Genomic DNA, 18,043 nt, shown 5'->3' with positions numbered 1-18,043 from the left:
AACCGTGGCCGAGGCTGTCGTCGCCATTGCCGGTTCGTCCGGGCTGATCGGTTCGGCTCTGGTGGCGGCGCTGCGCGCCGCCGACCACCACGTGTTGCGCATCGTGCGCCGGACCCCGGCCACCGCCAGCGAGCTGCACTGGAATCCCGACAGCGGGCAGTTCGACGCCCGGGCATTACACGGAGTCGACGCCGTGATCAACCTCTGTGGCGTCAATATCGCCCAGCACCGGTGGTCGGGAGCCTTTAAACAAAGCTTGCGCGACAGCCGCATCACCCCCACCGAAGTCCTGGCGTCCGCGGTCGCCGACGCCGGTGTCGGGGTGTTGATCAACGCCAGCGCCGTCGGTTATTACGGGAACACCGAAGATCAAACTGTCGACGAAACCGCTCCGGCGGGAACGGGCTTCCTGGCCCAGCTGTGCACAGACTGGGAGGCGGCAACGGCGCCCGCCCAGCGGGCCGGCGCCCGTGTGGTGCTGGCCCGCAGCGGCCTGGTGCTGGCCTCCTCGGGAGGTCTGCTGCGCCGGCTGCGGCCGGTGTTCTCCCTCGGTCTGGGCGCGCGCCTGGGAAGTGGGCGCCAGTACATGTCGTGGATCACCCTGGAAGACGAAGTCCGCGCCCTGCTGTTCGTTCTCTCCCAGTCATCGCTTTCGGGCCCGGTCAACCTGACCGGGCCCGCACCCGTCACCAACGCCGAGTTCACCACGGCGTTAGGCCGCGCTCTTAACCGTCCTGCCCCGCTCATGCTCCCCGGGTTCGCGGTGCGCGCCGCATTCGGCGAGTTCGCCGACGAGGGGCTGCTCACCGGCCAGCGCGCCATCCCGGCCGTGCTCGAGCGTGCGGGTTTCCAGTTCCACCACAACACCATCGGTGAAGCATTGAGTGCTGCCATGGCCCGGCCCGTCAGGGCATAATCCGGATCGGGGCAGCGCTGACCCGGGCGCCGCGCCGCCCCGTCGCCGACCGGCGTACCCTCACCACCGTGATGAGTTCCATCCGCTCCAGCGCGGCTCCGATCGACGTCCGCCACCTGGGCAGCATCGACTATCTCGCCGCCTGGCAGCTGCAGCGCGAGCTTGTCGATGCCCGCGTCGCCGGCGGCCCGGACACGTTGCTGCTGCTGGAACACCCATCGGTGTACACCGCCGGTCGGCGCACCCAGCCGCACGAAAGGCCGGTCGACGGGACACCGGTCATCGAGACCGACCGCGGCGGAAAGATCACCTGGCACGGCCCCGGGCAACTGGTCGGCTACCCGATCATCGGGTTGACCGAGCCGCTTGACGTAGTTAATTACGTTCGGCGCCTTGAGGAATCGCTGATCAAGGTGTGCAACGATCTGGGCCTGGAGGTGGGCCGGGTCGACGGCCGCTCCGGGGTCTGGCTGCCGGCCGGCCGGGGCCGGCCGGCCCGCAAGGTCGCGGCCATCGGGGTCCGGGTGTCGCATGCGACGACCCTGCACGGATTCGCGCTCAACTGTGATTGCGACCTGGGCGCGTTCGCCCGCATCGTGCCGTGCGGCATCGCCGATGCCGGCGTCACGTCGCTGTCGGTGGAGCTGGGCCGCCGGGTCGGTGTCGATGACGTCCGCCCGGCAGTCGCCACGGCGGTGTGTGACGCCCTGGATGGCGTACTGCCATACGGTGTCGATGGCCCGGCTCCTCAGCCCGCCGTGGCGGCGAGCGTCGCCGCCGCGCGGGGTTGATGGCCGCGTAGCATCGCCATTGTGACCGTCGCTCCGGAAGGCCGGAAATTGCTGCGACTGGAGGTGCGCAATGCGCAAACGCCGGTCGAGCGCAAGCCGCCGTGGATCAAGGTCCGGGCGCGAATGGGCCCGGAGTACACCGAGCTGCAGCGTTTGGTCCGGAGCGAAGGCTTGCACACCGTCTGCGAGGAGGCCGGCTGCCCCAACATCTTCGAATGCTGGGAGGACCGGGAAGCGACCTTCTTGGTCGGCGGGGACGTGTGCACCCGCCGTTGCGATTTCTGCCAGATCGACACCGGTAAACCTGCGCCACTGGACCGCGATGAACCGCGCCGGATCGCCGAAAGTGTGCGGGCGATGGGTCTGCGGTATGCCACGGTCACCGGCGTTACCCGCGATGACCTACCCGACGGTGGGGCGTGGCTGTACGCGGAGACGGTGCGGGCCATCAAGCGGCTCAACCCATCGACCGGTGTCGAGCTGCTGATTCCGGACTTCAACGGCGATCCGGCCCGCCTCGAGCAGGTTTTCCAATCTCGTCCGGACGTGTTGGCGCACAACGTCGAAACTGTGCCGCGCATCTTCAAACGGATTCGGCCCGCGTTTACCTATCGGCGCAGCCTCGACGTACTCACCGCCGCGAGCGACTTCGGATTGGTCACCAAGAGCAACCTCATCCTCGGACTGGGTGAGACCCCCGACGAGGTTCGCACCGCCCTGTCCGACCTGCATGACGCCGGCTGCGACATCGTCACCATCACGCAATACCTGCGCCCATCGGTGCGCCACCACCCTGTTGAGCGCTGGGTCCACCCCGAGGAGTTCGTCGAGTATTCGCAATTCGCCCAACGACTGGGGTTCGCCGGGGTGCTGGCCGGGCCGCTGGTGCGATCGTCCTACCGGGCCGGCCGGCTCTACGAGCAGGCACTCGGACGGCATCGCGCCGCTAGCCCCCACTGACGCGGCACCGGCCAAGTTTCCGTATCCTTGGGGATCATGGTGAAGTCCCGCGATACCGCTGCCGCAAAGGCCGCCAGAGCCCAGGCCCGGGCCGCTCGCAAAGCCGCCGCCCGGGAGCGCCGTGCGCAGGTGTGGCAGATGTTCCTCCTGCAGCGCAAGGAGGACAAGTGGCTGCTGCCCTTCATGATCGGTGCGTTCGTGCTGATCGTCGGGGTCTCGGTGGCGGCCGCCGTGGCTGCGGGCGGGCTCAACATGATCATGATGATCCCCCTCGGTATCGTGGTGGGTGCGCTGGCGGCGTTCGTCATCTTCGGCCGGCGCGCACAACGAACGGTCTATCGCAAGGCGGAGGGGCAGCCCGGCGCTGCGGCATGGGTGCTGGATAACCTTCGCGGCAAGTGGCGCGTCACCCGCAACGTGGCCGACACCGGTCATTTCGACGCGGTGCACCGGGTGATCGGGCGCCCCGGTGTGATCCTGGTCGCCGAAGGGTCCGCTGCCCGGGTCAAACCGCTGCTCGCCCAGGAAAAGAGGCGCACCGCGCGGCTCGTCGGTGACATCCCGATTTACGACATCGTCGTCGGCAATGCCGAGGGCGAGGTTCCGCTGGCCAAGCTGGAGCGCCACCTCACCCGCCTGCCGGCCAACATCAGCGTCAAGCAGATGGACTCGTTGGAGTCGCGCCTGGCCGCACTGGGTTCACGGTCCTCCGCGACCGCCACCCCGAAGGGACCGGTGCCCACCGCCGCCAAGATCCGTGGCGTGCAGCGCACCGTACGACGCAGATAATCCCCTCATCATCTCCGCTCCCCCTCCGACGACGATCCCCCCGGGCGCAGCCGGCGTCCGGGCTCGGTGAAACGTCAGCGGCGCACCACCGCGGTTCCGGTCAATCTGTCGTGTAGACCGCGTCCGTCCATGTCGGCGAAGAGCGGCGGAATCACCAACGCGATCATCACTGCCCGTGTTGCGGCGCGCCCGAGTCCGATGTGCGACGCCCCGTCCCCGGCCGCCACCGACAGCACCCTTATACCCAGCGCGAACTGGCCGGGTGTGAAACCGAACCACCAGACCGCGGTCACGCCCAGCACCAGCCAAACGATCATCACCGCGGTCGCCAGCAGCGCCGATGCCACCACCCCCGCCCTCATCGCCAGCGCTGCCAAGCCGTAGGCCACCAGCCAATCCACGGCCAGCGCCGCCAACCGGCGCCCCATCCCGGCCAGCGATCCCGGACCGTCCGCCGGCAGCCCGAGCGCCGCACCCGGATACCCACCACGGTGACCCGATTCCGGCGGACGACGGCCCGGACTGCCCGCCTCTGCTGCTCGGCCGCCGGCGCGCCGAAAGACCCCGGGTGAATCGTGCCGGCCCCGGCGGCGGGAATGACCGGAGAGCCGACATGTGATTGCGCGACCCACGCCCCCACAATAGATATGCTCAGAGATATGCCCGGATCATGGGTATCACAGCAGGTGTCTTGTCCCCGGCTCGAGGACCGCCACGGGCTGGTGTAACGTCTGCGCAACACAGGCTTGACGCCCAGGAAACATGGGCTCCCTAGCGTCGATCCGGCGATTATGAGGTAAAGGAGCACATCGGTGACGGAAATGACGCCCGACGACGTCTTCAAACTCGTCAAAGACGAGGACATCAAATACATCGATGTCCGGTTCTGTGATCTACCCGGCGTCATGCAACACTTCACGATTCCGGCGTCGAGCTTCGACCAGAACGTCTTCGAGAACGGGATTGCGTTCGATGGCTCGTCGATCCGCGGCTTTCAGGCGATCCACGAGTCCGACATGTTGCTGCTACCCGATGCGGACACCGCGTGCGTCGACCCGTTTCGGGCCGCAAAGACGCTGAACCTGAATTTCTTCGTGCACGACCCGTTCACCCTGGAGCCTTACTCGCGCGACCCGCGCAATGTCGCCCGCAAGGCGGAGAGCTACCTGGCGAGCACCGGGATCGCCGACACCGCCTACTTCGGCGCCGAGGCCGAGTTCTACATCTTCGACTCGGTGAGCTTCGACTCGCGAGCCAACGGCGCGTTCTATGAGGTGGACGCGATCTCGGGCTGGTGGAACACCGGCAACGCGACCGAGGCCGATGGCAGCCCCAACCGTGGCTACAAGGTGCGTCATAAGGGCGGGTACTTCCCGGTCGCCCCCAACGACCACTACGTCGATCTGCGCGACCAGATGTTGACCAACCTGATCAACGCCGGCTTCACCCTCGAAAAGGGCCACCATGAGGTGGGTAGCGGCGGGCAGGCCGAGATCAACTACCTGTACAACACGCTGCTGCACGCGGCCGACGACGCGCAGCTGTACAAGTACATCGTCAAGAACACCGCCTGGCAGGCCGGCAAGACCGTGACGTTCATGCCCAAACCGCTCTTCGGCGACAACGGCTCGGGAATGCACACCCATCAGTCGCTGTGGAAGGACGGCCGCCCGCTGTTTTACGACGAGGCGGGCTACGCGGGCCTCTCGGACCTGGCCCGCCATTACATTGGCGGCCTGCTGCACCACGCACCGTCGCTGCTGGCGTTCACCAACCCGACGGTCAACTCCTACAAGCGCCTGGTGCCCGGGTACGAGGCGCCGATCAACCTGGTCTACAGCCAGCGCAACCGGTCGGCATGTGTGCGCATCCCGGTCACCGGCAACAACCCCAAGGCCAAGAGGCTGGAGTTCCGCTGCCCCGACTCCTCGGGAAACCCGTATCTGGCGTTCGCGGCCGAGTTGATGGCGGGTCTGGACGGTATCAAGAACAAGATCGAGCCGCAGGCACCGGTGGACAAGGACCTCTACGAGCTGCCGCCGGAAGAGGCCGCGAACATCCCGCAGGCCCCCACCTCGCTGTCGGCGGTGATCGACCGGCTCGAAGCCGACCACGACTACCTCACCGAGGGCGGTGTGTTCACCGAAGATCTGATCGAGACATGGATCGCCTACAAGCGCGACAACGAGATCGAGCCGGTTAACATCCGGCCGCATCCCTACGAGTTCGCGCTGTACTTCGACGTGTAGGCGCCCGGGTCTCGTTGCGCCATGGCGGGTAGGGTGCAGGCCCGGCTAGAGCCTTATGCCCCGGTGGCGGTGGCTGTTTTCCGGGTGGTGTTCGGAGCGTTGTTCTGCTGTCACGGGCTTTCCAAGCTGCTCGGCTGGCCGGCCGCCACCGAGGTTCCGGTCGGTGCGTGGCCGCTGTATTACGCGGGTTGGATCGAACTGGTCACCGGTGTGCTGATCGTTGCCGGTTTGTTCACCCGGCTTGCGGCCGCTATCGCGTGCGCCGAGATGGTGGTCGCGTACTTCACCCGGCACCTGCCGCTCGGGCTGGTGCCGCTCACCAACAAGGGGGAACTGGCGGTGCTCTACGGTGTGGCTTTCCTGTTGTTGGTCTTTCTCGGCGCGGGGGCTTACGGGTTGGACACCCGCCGATCGGCCGGGGATGGCAGTTGAGGCGTTCGCCGTGGACCCACCCGGTTCGGCGCCGGCGACCCGGCCGTCGTTGACCGTTCGCGATTCGCGTTCGTCCACGCCGACGGGCGAAACCCTCTCAACTTCCGAAGACCTTGCGCACCACCGCTTTCGCCCGTCGAGTCACCCGCAGATAGTGATCCAAGAACGCGCCGCCGTCGCCGTTGCCCCAACCGGCGGCAACCGCGACCGCGTTGAGCTGCCGTCCGGGTCCGGGCAGTTGGTCGGTGGGCTTACCGCGCACCAGCACCAGCGCGTTGCGGGCCCGCGTCACGGTCAGCCACGCCTGCCGCAGCAGTTCGACGTCGTCTTCGGCCAGCAGTTTGGTCGCGGCGATCGCATCCAAGGTGTCCAGGGTCGAGGTGCTGCGCAGCGCCGGAATGCGGTGCGCGTGCTGTAGCTGCAGCAACTGCACGGACCACTCGATATCCGCCAGGCCCCCGCGCCCCAGCTTGGTGTGGGTGTTGGGGTCGGCGCCACGGGGTAACCGCTCGGCGTCGACGCGAGCCTTGATCCGCCGGATCTCGCGGACGGTTTCCGCGGACACCCCGCCGGCGGGATAGCGTATCTTCTCGGCCATCTGCGAAAACCGTTGGCCCAGCTCGGCATCCCCGGCGATCCACCTCGCCCGCAGCAGTGCCTGGATCTCCCAGGGCTGCGCCCACTGCGCGTAGTAAGCGTCGTAGGCCGCCAGCGTGCGAACCAGCGAGCCGTTGCGGCCCTCGGGTCGCAGATCGACATCCACGCACAGTGGCGGGTCGACGCTGGGGGCGCCCAGCAATGCCCGCATCTGCTCGGCGACCGACTGCGACCACTGCACCGCCCGCGAGTCATCGACACCGGCGGCCGGGTCGCAGACGAACATCACGTCGGCGTCCGAGCCGTAACCCAGTTCGTCACCGCCCAGCCGGCCCATCCCGATCACCGCGATGGTGGCCGGGGCGCTGCCGCCGGCGGGGAGGTTGGCACGGATCACCGCGTCCAGAGCGGCCTGTAGCACCGCGACCCACACCGAGGTGAGTGCCTTGCAGACGTGCCTGACGTCGAGCATGCCCAGCAGGTCGGCCGAGGCGATGCGGGCCAGCTCACGCCGGCGCAGCGCCCGCGCGGAGGCGATCGCCCGCACCGGGTCGGGGTGCCGGCTCGCCGAGGCGATCAGCCCGAGGCTCCCGGCCCCGGGCTCGGGGTCGAGCAACCGCGGGCCCGATGGACCGTCGGCGTACTGCTGGATCACCTCCGGCGCGCGCATCAGCAGCTCCGGCACGTACGCCGAGGTGCCCAGCACCCGCATCAGCCGCTTGGCCACCGCGGGCTGGTCGCGCAGCGTGGAGAGATACCAGCGCTGTGCGGCCAGCGCCTCGCTGAGCCGGCGGTAGGCCAACAACCCGCCGTCGGGGTCGGGGGTGTCCGACAGCCAGTCCAGCAGTCGGGGCAGCAACACGGCCTGCACGCGGCCGCGGCGACCGCTCTGGTTGATCAGCGCGCTCAGGTGGGCCAGCGCGCTTTGGGGACCTTCGTAGCCGAGCGCGGCCAGCTGACGCTCCGCGGCTTCCGGCGTCATGCCGTGCGCGAACTCCAGGCCCGCCGGGCCGATCGATTCCAGCAGCGGCTGATAAAACAGCTTGGCGTGCAGCCGGGACACCCGCAGGTGATGGCGCTTGAGCTCCTCGCGCAGCACCCCCAAAGCGTCGTGTTTGCCGTCCGGACGGACGTGGGCCGCGCGCGCCAGCCAGCGCAACGCCTCGTCATCGTCGGGGGCGGGCAGCAGGTGGGTGCGCTTGAGCCGCTGCAGCTGCAGCCGGTGCTCGAGCAGCCGCAGAAACTCGTAGGAGGCCGTCAGGTTCGCGGCGTCATCACGCCCGATATAGCCCCCGGCGCCCAGCGCCGCCAGGGCATCCACCGTGGACGCGACGTGCAGCGACTCGTCGGTGCGACCGTGCACCAATTGCAGCAGCTGCACCGCGAACTCGACGTCCCGCAGCCCGCCGCTGCCCAGTTTCAGCTCACGGCCGCGGACGTCGGCGGGCACCGACTGCTCCACCCGGCGTCGCATCGCCTGCACTTCGCCGACGAAATCCTCGCGTTCGCAAGCCCGCCATACCATCGGCATCACTGCGGCCATATAGCGCTCGCCCAGCTGTGCGTCGCCGGCGGCCGGCCGCGCTTTCAGCAGCGCCTGAAACTCCCAGGTCTTAGCCCACCGCCGGTAGTAGGCGATATGGGAGTCCAGCGTGCGGACCAGCTCGCCATGGCGGCCTTCGGGCCGCAGCCCGGCGTCCACCTGGAAAAACGCCTGCGATGCCACCCGCATCATCTCGCCGGCCACCCGGGTGGTCACCGGGTCCGCCCGCTCGCCCACGAAGATGACGTCGACGTCGCTGACGTAATTGAGTTCGCGGGCACCGCATTTGCCCATCGCGATGACGGCCAGCCGGGGCGGGGTGCGCTGCCCGCACACCGTCGTTTCGGCCACCCGCAGCGCCGCCGCCAGCGCGGCGTCGGCCAGGTCCGCCAAGTGGGCACCGACCTCGCGGAAAGCCAGCACGGGCAGATCCTCGACAACGGGCGCCAGATCGAGTGCGGCCAGCACCAGCAGCCGGTCCCGGTAGCGGGCGCGCAATCGAGAGAGCACCGAGCGCGCCGCGGGTGATGTTTCGGCCGGGCTGTCGGCGAGGCACTCCAGGAACATCCGGCGCAGGTCCTCGGCGGACGGCAATGTCACGCGGCCGGCCAGCAGCCGCCACGACCCCGGGTGGGCGATCAGGTGGTCTCCCAGCGCCAGCGACGAGCCGAGCACGGCGAACAGCCGACCGCGCAGGCCGCGGTCGGTGAACAGGGCGGTGTTGAGCTCGTCCCAGCCGGCGCCCAAAGCCTCCGCCAGCCGGACAATGGTGCGCAGCGCGGCGTCGGCATCAGGAGCCCGCGACAGCGCCCACAGCAACTCGACATGGGCGTCGGTGTCCCACCCCAGCCGGGCTAAGTGGGCGGCGGCATTGGGGTCGACCAATCCGAGCCGGGCCGCGCTGGGCACCGTGGGTCGCTCGGTCACGGGTTTGGTCACGACCACGAAGGTAGCGCACACCCGGCGCCGCTCGGCCCGACGACGGCCGCGACGAGGTGCGGCCCATCAGCCGCCGACCGACGCCGCCGCTACAGCGACAGGTACGTCTTCAACTCGAACGGTGTGACGTTGCAGCGGTAGTTCGCCCATTCCGTGCGCTTATTGCGCAGGAAAAAGTCGAAAACGTGCTCCCCCAAGGTTTCCGCGACAAGCTCGGAGTTCTCCATGGCGTGAAGCGCGCTGTCCAGGCTGGTGGGCAGCTCGCGATAGCCCATCGCGCGACGCTCCTCGACCGTGAGATCCCACACGTTGTCTTCGGCCTGGGGACCCAAGACGTAACCCTTTTCCACGCCACGCAGGCCCGCCGCCAGCAGCACGGCGAACGCCAGGTAAGGGTTGCACGCCGAGTCGGGGCTGCGCACCTCGATGCGCCGCGACGACGTCTTGCGCGGGCTGTACATCGGAATCCGTACCAGCGCTGAGCGGTTGGCGGCTCCCCAGCACGCCGCGGTGGGTGCCTCCCCGCCGGACACCAACCGCTTGTAGGAGTTCACCCATTGGTTGGTGACGGCGCTGATCTCGCATGCGTGTTCCATGATGCCCGCGATGAACGACTTGGCGACATCGGACAGCTGCAGCGGATCGTCGGGGCTGTGAAAAGCATTGACCTCGCCCTCGAACAGGCTGATATGGGTGTGCATCGCCGAGCCGGGGAACTGCACGAACGGCTTGGGCATAAACGACGCCCGCACGCCCTCTTCCAGGGCGATCTCTTTGATGACATAGCGGAATGTCATCACGTTGTCGGCCATCGACAGCGCATCGGCGAAACGCAGATCGATCTCCTGCTGGCCGGGCGCCCCTTCGTGGTGGCTGAACTCCACCGAGATGCCCATGAACTCCAGCGCGTCGATCGCGCGCCGGCGGAAGTTCGATGCGGAGTCGTGCACCGCCTGGTCGAAATAGCCGGCATCGTCTGCGGGAACCGGCACCGACCCGTCGTCGGGACCGGGCTGTAGCAGGAAGAACTCGATCTCCGGGTGGATGTAGCAGGAGAATCCGAGCTCGTTGGCCCTACCCAGCTGGCGCCGCAGCACATGGCGGGGATCCGCCCAGGAGGGTGAGCCGTCCGGCATTTTGATGTCGCAGAACATCCGTGCGGAGTGGTGGTGGCCGGAAGCGGTGGTCCAGGGCAGCACCTGGAACGTCGACGGATCGGGGTGGGCGACGGTGTCGGATTCCGACACCCGGGCAAAGCCCTCGATCGAGGACCCGTCGAAGCCGATGCCCTCCTCGAAGGCGCCCTCGAGCTCGGCCGGGGCGATCGCGACCGATTTGAGGAAACCGAGCACGTCGGTGAACCACAGCCGGACGAAACGGATGTCTCGCTCCTCCAGCGTGCGCAGCACGAATTCCTTCTGACGATCCATAACCCGAACAGTATGCGCTTGCTGTTAAGCGAGTGTTACCGCGGTCACGCACGACGGGCTAGCACCGTGAGTCATCCGGCGGTGGCACCCCGTCGACGAGGTAGCGCACCACCGCGGCGTCGACACAGCGGACGCCGGTGAACACGGCGGTGTGCCGGGTGCCGTCGTGGGTGATCAGCGGCGCGCCCAGCTGACGAGCCAGGCTTACCCCGGCCTGATACGGGGTTGCGGGATCGTGGGTGGTGGAGACCACGACAACCTTGGGCACGCACCGCGACGCCGGCCGCTGCGCAGCGGCGCGGGCGGCACCCCCGCAGGCCGCCGCGACCGGTGCCGCGCGATGAGGTGCCGACGTCGCCGGCACCGGCCACAACGCGCACAGGTCGCGGGGTGCGGATCCGGTGAACAGCCCATAGCTCAAAAACGGTGCGACCTGGCGGATCCGGCGGTCGGCGGCCACCCATGCGGCTGCGTCCGGCGGTGCGGGCGCGTCGACGCAGCGGATCGCGTTGAACGCGTCCTGCCCGTTGCTGTAGTGACCGTGCGCGTCGCGACCTTGGTAGTCGTCGGCGAGCAACAGCAGGTCATCGGCGTCGGTGCCGCGCTGCAACCCCTGCAGGCCGCGAGTCAGGTACTTCCAAAACCGCGGGGTGTAAAGCGCATTGATGGTGCCGGTGGTGGCATCGGCATAGCTCAGCCCGCGTGGATCCGAGGTTTTACCCGGCTTGTCAACCAGCGGATCGACCAGCCGGTGATAGGCGTCGACGGCCTTGGCGGGGTCGGTGCCCAACGGGCACTGCGGCGAGCGGGCGCAGTCGGCGGCATAGTCGTTGAACGCGGTCTGAAACCCCGCCATCTGGTCAATGTTCTGTTGTACCGGGTCCACACTCGGGTCGATCGCACCGTCGAGCACCATCGCGCGCACATGATCGGGGAACCGCTCGACGTAGGCGGTGCCCAACGCGGTGCCGTAACTGTAGCCGAGGTAGTTGAGCTGCTCGTCGCCGAGCGCTTGGCGGATCACCTCCATGTCACGCACCACCGAAGCGGTGCCGATGTTCCTCAAAAAGCCCGGCCCCATCCGCTCGGCACACCGTCGGGCCAGCTGCCGGTAGAGCTGCTCGATATGCGCGACCCCGGCCGGGCTATAGTCCACCAGCGGTTCCCGCCGATAGGCGTCGAACTCGGCATCGGTGCGGCACCGCAGCTCCGGGGTGGAATGGCCGACCCCCCTCGGATCGAATCCGACCAGATCGAAGTGGCGGGTGATCTCGGTGTCCGTCAGGTCGGCGGCCATCGCGGCGACGGTGTCGACGGCGGAGGCCCCGGGCCCCCCCGGATTGATCAGCAGCGACCCGATCCGGGGGCCGGTCGCCGGAATCCGGATCAGCGCGAGTTCGGCGTGTGCCCCGTCGGGGTTGTCGTAGTCGACCGGGACCGGAACCGTAGCGCACCGGGCGTCGGGAATGTCGGGGGTGTCGAGGAGAAACCGCGTGCAGTCGGCCCAGTCCAGCCGCCGCACCCCGGTCGTCGGCGGCATCACAGGACCGGGGGGCTGGCCGGGGCCGGACTCCCCGGTGGCGCCGGCCCGCGGCGGGTTCACGGTCACCGGCACGGTCATCGCCGGCCCGACCGAGAGCAGCCCCACCGAAAGCAACACCGAACTCAATTGCCTCAGCCGCCACATGCGTTTCATCGTCGCATGCGTGGCCCCGGTTGTGCTGACCGCCAAAGGTCACAGCTAGATCGCTGATTCAGCACTTTGCGCCCGGCGGCGGCACGGTGCCGTCGATCAGATACGCCGTCGCGTAGTCGTCGACGCAACCGTTGCCCTGAAAGACCACCGTGTGCTGGGTGCCCTCGAAGGTCAACAACGCGCCCCTGAGCTGCTTCGCGAGATCCACCCCCGCCTGGTAGGGGGTGGCCGGATCTTGGGTGGTGGATACCACCAGCGTGGGTGCCAGGCCGGGTGCGGAAATGACGTGCGGCCGACTGGTCGGCGGCACCGGCCAGAAGGCGCAGGTGCCCAACGGCGCGTCCCCGGTGAACTTCCCGTAGCTCATGAACGGGGCGATTTCGCGGGAGCGGCGGTCCTCCTCGATCACCTTGGCCCGGTCTTTGACCGGGGGCTGATCAACGCAGTTGATCGCCGTGCGCGCGTCGGTGGCGTTGGTGTAGTGACCGTGTGGGCCGCGTTGCCAATACATGTCGGCCAGCGCGAGCAAGGTATCGCCGCGGTCGGCGTGCAACTCGGTCAGGCCGTCGGTCAGGTAGTGCCACAGCGTCGGTGAGTACAGCGCCATGATGGTGCCCACGATGGCGTCGCTGTAGCTCAGCCCGCGCGGGTCCTTGGTGTGCGCCGGCCGCCCGATGTTCGGGTGGGCCGGATCGACCAGCGGGTCAACCAGGCTGTGGTAAACCTGAACGGATTTCGCCGGGTCGGTGCCTAACGGGCAGGTTGGGGTCTTCGCGCAGTCGGCGGCGTAGTCGTTGAACGCATCCTGGAAACCCTTGGCCTGACGCAACTCAGCCTCGATGGGGCTGACGTTGGGGTCCACGGCACCGTCGAGGATCATCGCCCGGACGTTCTTCGGGTAGGCCTCGGCGTAGGCCGAGCCGATCCGCGTGCCGTAGGAGTAGCCGAGGTAGGTCAGTTTGTCGTCGCCCAGTGCGGCCCGGATGGCGTCGAGATCCCGGGCGACGTTGACCGTCCCGACGTTCGCCAAGAACTTCTTGCCCATCTTCTTCACGCAGCGCGCGACATACGCTTTGGTCTCGTCCTCGATGTGCGCCACCCCCCCGGGGGTATAGTCGACGTCCGGTTCGGAGCGCAGCTTGTCGTTTTCGGCGTCGGTGTTACACCAAATGGCGGGCCGTGAGGACGCCACCCCGCGCGGGTCGAACCCGACCAGGTCGAAGCGTTCACGCACTCGCGGCGGCAGCGTCTGCACAATGTTCACCGCGGCGTCGGTGCCCGACTCCCCCGGGCCGCCGGGGTTGATGACCAGCGATCCGATCTTCTTGCCCGTCGCCGGAAAGCGGATCATCATCAGGGCCGCGGTGGTGCTATCGGGATGGTTGTAGTCGACGGGCACGGCGACCTTGCCGCACTGTGCGCCCGCCGGAAGCTTGACCGAGGTCCCCCCGGTGACCCGGCACAGTCCCCACTCCACCGGCCTTCCGATCTTCGGGTTGGCCAGCGTCGCCCGCCCACCGACCACGCGGGTGCAACTCGCCACCAGCAACATCGTGGCGGTGATCACGGCAACGAGCAGCCAAACCGGCGCGGCACGCGTGATCGTGTTGCGGTAAGCCAGGCCCATGGCACCCTATGCTGCCATGAGCGCGGTCAAAGCTCGGGAAGCGGCCGCAGCCGCCCGGCGTTGTCGCGGTGGCCGGCGGCGACGCATCAGGCGCTGTGAGCAAGTCCACTGCACCCGACGGTATGACGGCGGCCGCGCATTTGGCAGACTGACAGGGTTAGACGGACCCGGGGACCCCGTGGGGCCACGAGGACCGAGCCGAATATCGGTAGGGACAATGATGTCTGAACACGCTGTTTACCGGGCGCAGCCGTCCCGGGCAGGTGCCGGCGAGCCCCCCCGGGCCAAAATCCGCGTCCACCACTTGCAGCAGATGAAAGCGGAGGGCCGCAAGTGGGCCATGCTGACCGCCTATGACTACTCCACCGCGCGGATCTTTGACGACGCCGGGATTCCGGTGCTGCTGGTCGGTGACTCCGCCGCCAACGTCGTCTACGGCTACGACACCACCGTGCCGGTCTCGATCGACGAGTTGATCCCGCTGGTACGCGGCGTGGCGCGGGGCGCCCGGCACGCGCTGGTGGTCGCCGACCTGCCGTTCGGCAGCTATGAGGCCGGGCCCGCCGCCGCGCTGGCGTCGGCCACCCGTTTCCTGAAGGAGGCCGGCGCGCACGCGATCAAGCTGGAGGGCGGTGTGCGGGTCGCCGAGCAGATCGCATGCCTGACCGCGGCCGGTATCCCGGTGATGGCGCACATCGGCTTCACCCCGCAAAGCGTCAACGCCTTGGGCGGCTTTCGGGTGCAGGGGCGCGGCGACGCCGCTGAGCGGACCATCACCGACGCCATAACCGCCGCCGAGGCCGGTGCGTTTGCGGTCGTCATGGAGATGGTGCCGGCGGAACTGGCGACCCTTATCACCGGCAAGCTGACCATCCCGACGATCGGCATCGGGGCCGGGCCGAACTGCGACGCGCAGGTTCTGGTGTGGCAGGATATGGCGGGGCTCACCAGCGGTAAGACGGCACGCTTTGTCAAGCAATTCGCCGATATCGGCGGCGAATTGCGCCGTGCGGCAATCCGCTACGCGCAGGAAGTGGCGGGCGGGATTTTCCCTGCCGAGGAGCACAGCTTCTAAAGCCGCATGAGAGTTCCTGTGCCACCGATGCTTTGCCGTCGACGTCGGGATTCCCTGCGTCGGCCACCGGTTTGGGTAACGTTGGCTATCGGTTCGAGTTCACCGTAGCCCTCCGGTTCCATCGGGGCGGTACCGTGGGCTGGTGAGAGACGCGGCGACGATGGGAGCATGCCGATGAGCGAAACGTTTACCGAAACGCAGCTGCGTGAGCTGGCGGCGCATGCGGCGGCGGACCTGGAAGGCGCCGACGCCGTCGAGCTGTTGCGCTGGACCGACAACACCTTCGGCGACAAGTACGTGGTGGCCTGCAACATGCAGGACGCGGTGCTGGTGGACCTGGCGGCAAAAGTTCGGCCCGGCGTTCAGGTGCTCTACATCGACACCGGCAACGAATTCCCGGAAACCCTCGGCATGCGCGACGCGGTGGAAGCCACCTATGACATCAGGTTGATCACCCTGCACCCCGAACCCTGGGTGCTCGAGCTGGGAACAAGCCTGTGCTACACCAACCCTGACGAGTGTTGCCGGCTGCGCAAGGTCGTCCCGCTGGAAAAAACGCTGCGCGATTTCTCGGCGTGGGTGACCGGGATCCGTCGCGTCGACGCGCCCACCCGCGCCAACGCCCCCCTGATCAGCTTCGATGAAAAGTTCAAGCTGGTGAAGGTCAACCCGCTAGCAGCGTGGTCCGACCAGGATATGGCCGACTACATCAGCGAAAACCACGTGCTGGTCAATCCCCTGATCGACGAGGGCTACACGTCCATCGGCTGCGCCCCGATGACGGCGAAGCCGGCCGAGGGCGCCGACAAGCGCAGTGGGCGCTGGCCTGGGTTCGCCAAGACCGAGTGCGGCATTCACGTCCAACCCTGAGCGGGCTTAGGCGTGGCTTAGGCGAGGCCTAAACGCCCCTGCGGGGCCTCAGCGGCGCGGGCGCGTCCCCGCCACCTGGACGCACCCTATCCTGCTGTCCATGGGCATCGGAAGCCCGCGGTGACCGGGGCAGGTCCGGCGTGGGCGTTGTTCACCGTGGCGGCCACCCTCCTCGGGGGGCTGCTCGGGTTGCGGCTGCGCGCCCGTCTTCCCGGGGTGATGGCGTTCACCGGCGGGGTGTTGTTGGGAGTGGCGTTATTCGATCTCGGGCCTGAGGCCGTTGACCGGCTGGGCGCGGCGGCGGGGCGCACCGTGGGAGTGGCCATGGGCGCGGGGTTCCTGGGTTTCCTCATGCTCAGCCGGCTCCTCGTGCTGCACCACCACGACGACCCTGATCGCGCATTCGACCGCCGGTCCGTGGGCGCATTGCAGGCGCTGGCGTTATCGGTGCACAGCCTGTTCGATGGTTTCGGGATCGGCGCCGGGTTCGCGATCTCCCCCCACGTGGGAGCTTTCCTGCTGATCGCGGTTGTCGGCCATGATTTCGCCGATGGGATTAACGCCGTCGTCTTCGTCCTCTCCCAAGGCGGTGAGGTTTCCCGTGCGCGCCGATGGCTGGTGATCGACGCGGTTGCCCCTGAAATCGGGGCTCTTGCCGGCGCGACCGTCCCTCTCACCTCGCACGCGTATAGCGTCGCTTTGGCGATCTTCGCCGGCGTCTTTCTGATGATCGGCACCAGCGAACTGCTACCGGCCGCCCATCGCGCATCGTCGGTGCCCCGGCTGGCACTCACCGCCGCCGGGGCGCTGCTGATCCTCCTGATCACCGGACTGCTGCCGGCGTGATCTTTTCCGTTGATCCGCCGACGAGTGCCCCCAGGAGCGAGACCCAGGTTAAGCGCACCACTGCGCCAGTCGTGTCGAACATGCTGCTCGCCCATAGGGATTCGGCGCGCTAGATTCATGACATCGGGCAAACGCAAAGGGGTTCCCGGCGCAGTGGCAGATGATCGTGAAACTGGGCAATTTCGTCTCTGGGCATTTGGCGATGCTCATGTCGGGACGGATAAGCGGTTTGGCAGAAACAGCCTCGCCGAAGCAATTTCGCAATCGGAATTCGGCGGTTCCGAGGGCGGCCCGCCTTACTCGTGGGACATCGCCATCGACGTGGGTGACATGTCGGGCGCTCACTACAGCCTGCCCGATGATGCCGAAGGGCTGGAAGTGCGCCGGCAATTCTCCGCGCTGCAGACTCACCGGCGTGAGGATGTCTACAGCGTGTGCGGAAACCATGACCGTAGCGGCCTTTCGGAGCCAGAGGCATGGTGGTGGCAAAAATGGATTGACCCGTTCGGCGAGCACACAGAGTTCTCCGGTGTTCACCCCGCGGCACGCCGGTATCCCGTCGAGGGGACCTGGGCGCGGTATTCGTTCCGTGTCGGCAATCTGCTGTTTCTCATGATGAGTGACCGCAACGAGCCCACCCAGTCGATCGGCCGGGGGCCCCTTGGAGGGAATCCCGGCGGTGTCGTCAGCGGAGAGACGTTCAGGTGGTTCACCGAGATGGTCGCGGCCAATCCCGGGTCCATCATTGTCTCAGTGCATCACTACGTCTTGAAAGACACCACCGTGGCCTCCGGCGAGTGGGAAGGTGTGCGTAAGAATGCGGCCGGAGACTGGGTGGAGCACTACCACCGCCCCTACGCCCAGGGCACCCCCCAGGGGGCATCGTATCTGTACTGGGTTGACAGTAAGCCGGATTCGGGCGCCTTCGAGAAGTTCCTGGCGGCCCGCCCCGGTCGGGTGCAGATGTGGCTCGCCGGCCACACCCACACCAATCCCGACGATTCCTTCGGCGGCAAAACCCACATCGAACGCCGTTGGGGTACCTGGTTCCTCAACTTCTCCGCGTTAAGCCGCTATCACATGCCCCTCACCACGGTGCCCATGAGTCGGCTGCTGACCTTCACCCCGGGCAGCCGCCACGTGCGGGTGCAGTGCTATTTGCACACCAGTCAGTATGCCCCGCAGGGCTGGTACGCCAAAGCTGAGAAGACCTTGACCCTTGACCGCGCCTTTCACTGGTGAGCTCGACGCCCGCTCCGGATGCTGTGCCGTGCGAACCTTTC

15 protein-coding genes are annotated in these 18,043 nt (G+C 67.6%); 10 read left to right on the top strand and 5 right to left on the bottom strand.

Going from position 1 to position 18,043, the window contains the following annotated elements; translation table 11 throughout:
- Nucleotides 1–4: 4 nt before the first annotated feature.
- From QJR12_RS05530 to QJR12_RS05515, 4 genes are all read left to right on the top strand, one after another.
- Complete coding sequence (locus QJR12_RS05530; RefSeq protein ID WP_300579711.1) at nt 5–916, top strand: TIGR01777 family oxidoreductase; 912 nt, start codon at nt 5–7, stop codon at nt 914–916.
- A 68-nt stretch (nt 917–984) separates the two neighbouring features.
- Nucleotides 985–1,707: a lipoyl(octanoyl) transferase LipB gene (gene lipB / locus QJR12_RS05525; RefSeq protein ID WP_300579710.1), complete on the top strand. Its 723-nt coding sequence runs from the start codon at nt 985–987 to the stop codon at nt 1,705–1,707.
- A 21-nt stretch (nt 1,708–1,728) separates the two neighbouring features.
- Entirely contained in the window at nt 1,729–2,667 is a 939-nt protein-coding gene (gene lipA, locus QJR12_RS05520; protein ID WP_300579708.1) for a lipoyl synthase, read from the top strand.
- 36 nt (nt 2,668–2,703) lie between these two features.
- Complete coding sequence (locus QJR12_RS05515) at nt 2,704–3,456, top strand: DUF4191 domain-containing protein (protein ID WP_300579707.1); 753 nt, start codon at nt 2,704–2,706, stop codon at nt 3,454–3,456.
- Between the two features lie 74 nt (nt 3,457–3,530).
- Here QJR12_RS05515 and QJR12_RS05510 read toward each other — a convergent pair whose 3' ends face one another.
- Nucleotides 3,531–3,917, bottom strand: coding sequence for an RDD family protein (locus QJR12_RS05510; RefSeq protein WP_300579964.1), 387 nt, complete (start codon nt 3,915–3,917; stop codon nt 3,531–3,533).
- A gap of 351 nt (nt 3,918–4,268) precedes the next feature.
- Here QJR12_RS05510 and glnA (QJR12_RS05505) point away from each other — a divergent pair, with 351 nt between their 5' ends.
- Both glnA (QJR12_RS05505) and QJR12_RS05500 read left to right on the top strand, forming a co-directional pair.
- Nucleotides 4,269–5,705, top strand: a complete 1,437-nt coding sequence (gene glnA / locus QJR12_RS05505) for a type I glutamate--ammonia ligase (RefSeq protein ID WP_300579706.1) — start codon at nt 4,269–4,271, stop codon at nt 5,703–5,705.
- A gap of 21 nt (nt 5,706–5,726) precedes the next feature.
- Nucleotides 5,727–6,137 carry a DoxX family protein gene (locus tag QJR12_RS05500; protein ID WP_300579705.1) on the top strand — a complete coding sequence of 137 codons (411 nt, stop codon included), beginning with the start codon at nt 5,727–5,729 and terminating at the stop codon, nt 6,135–6,137.
- Between the two features lie 97 nt (nt 6,138–6,234).
- Here QJR12_RS05500 and QJR12_RS05495 read toward each other — a convergent pair whose 3' ends face one another.
- The 4 genes from QJR12_RS05495 to QJR12_RS05480 form a co-directional block, all read right to left on the bottom strand.
- Entirely contained in the window at nt 6,235–9,222 is a 2,988-nt protein-coding gene (locus QJR12_RS05495; RefSeq protein WP_300579704.1) for a bifunctional [glutamine synthetase] adenylyltransferase/[glutamine synthetase]-adenylyl-L-tyrosine phosphorylase, read from the bottom strand.
- Nucleotides 9,223–9,305: 83 nt separating this feature from the next.
- Nucleotides 9,306–10,646, bottom strand: coding sequence for a type I glutamate--ammonia ligase (gene glnA / locus QJR12_RS05490; protein ID WP_300579702.1), 1,341 nt, complete (start codon nt 10,644–10,646; stop codon nt 9,306–9,308).
- A 58-nt stretch (nt 10,647–10,704) separates the two neighbouring features.
- Nucleotides 10,705–12,342 (bottom strand): alpha/beta hydrolase, encoded by a 1,638-nt coding sequence (locus QJR12_RS05485; protein ID WP_300579700.1) that lies wholly within the window; start codon nt 12,340–12,342, stop codon nt 10,705–10,707.
- 58 nt (nt 12,343–12,400) lie between these two features.
- Nucleotides 12,401–13,894 (bottom strand): alpha/beta hydrolase, encoded by a 1,494-nt coding sequence (locus tag QJR12_RS05480; RefSeq protein WP_300579962.1) that lies wholly within the window; start codon nt 13,892–13,894, stop codon nt 12,401–12,403.
- A gap of 295 nt (nt 13,895–14,189) precedes the next feature.
- On the opposite strand from QJR12_RS05480, the gene panB reads away from it, so the two are divergent.
- From panB to QJR12_RS05460, 4 genes are all read left to right on the top strand, one after another.
- Nucleotides 14,190–15,044 (top strand): 3-methyl-2-oxobutanoate hydroxymethyltransferase, encoded by an 855-nt coding sequence (gene panB, locus QJR12_RS05475; RefSeq protein ID WP_300579698.1) that lies wholly within the window; start codon nt 14,190–14,192, stop codon nt 15,042–15,044.
- 174 nt (nt 15,045–15,218) lie between these two features.
- The gene (locus QJR12_RS05470; RefSeq protein WP_300579697.1) at nt 15,219–15,914 is read left to right on the top strand and encodes a phosphoadenylyl-sulfate reductase; all 696 of its coding nucleotides are present in this window, start codon (nt 15,219–15,221) and stop codon (nt 15,912–15,914) included.
- Nucleotides 15,915–16,034: 120 nt separating this feature from the next.
- Complete coding sequence (locus QJR12_RS05465) at nt 16,035–16,760, top strand: ZIP family metal transporter (RefSeq protein ID WP_300579696.1); 726 nt, start codon at nt 16,035–16,037, stop codon at nt 16,758–16,760.
- A 153-nt stretch (nt 16,761–16,913) separates the two neighbouring features.
- Nucleotides 16,914–18,002 carry a metallophosphoesterase gene (locus QJR12_RS05460; protein ID WP_300579694.1) on the top strand — a complete coding sequence of 363 codons (1,089 nt, stop codon included), beginning with the start codon at nt 16,914–16,916 and terminating at the stop codon, nt 18,000–18,002.
- Nucleotides 18,003–18,043 lie beyond the last annotated feature (41 nt).

Source organism: Mycobacterium sp. (assembly GCF_029961025.1).
Taxonomy (GTDB): domain Bacteria; phylum Actinomycetota; class Actinomycetes; order Mycobacteriales; family Mycobacteriaceae; genus Mycobacterium.
This window is presented reverse-complemented; position numbering and strand designations above follow the sequence as displayed.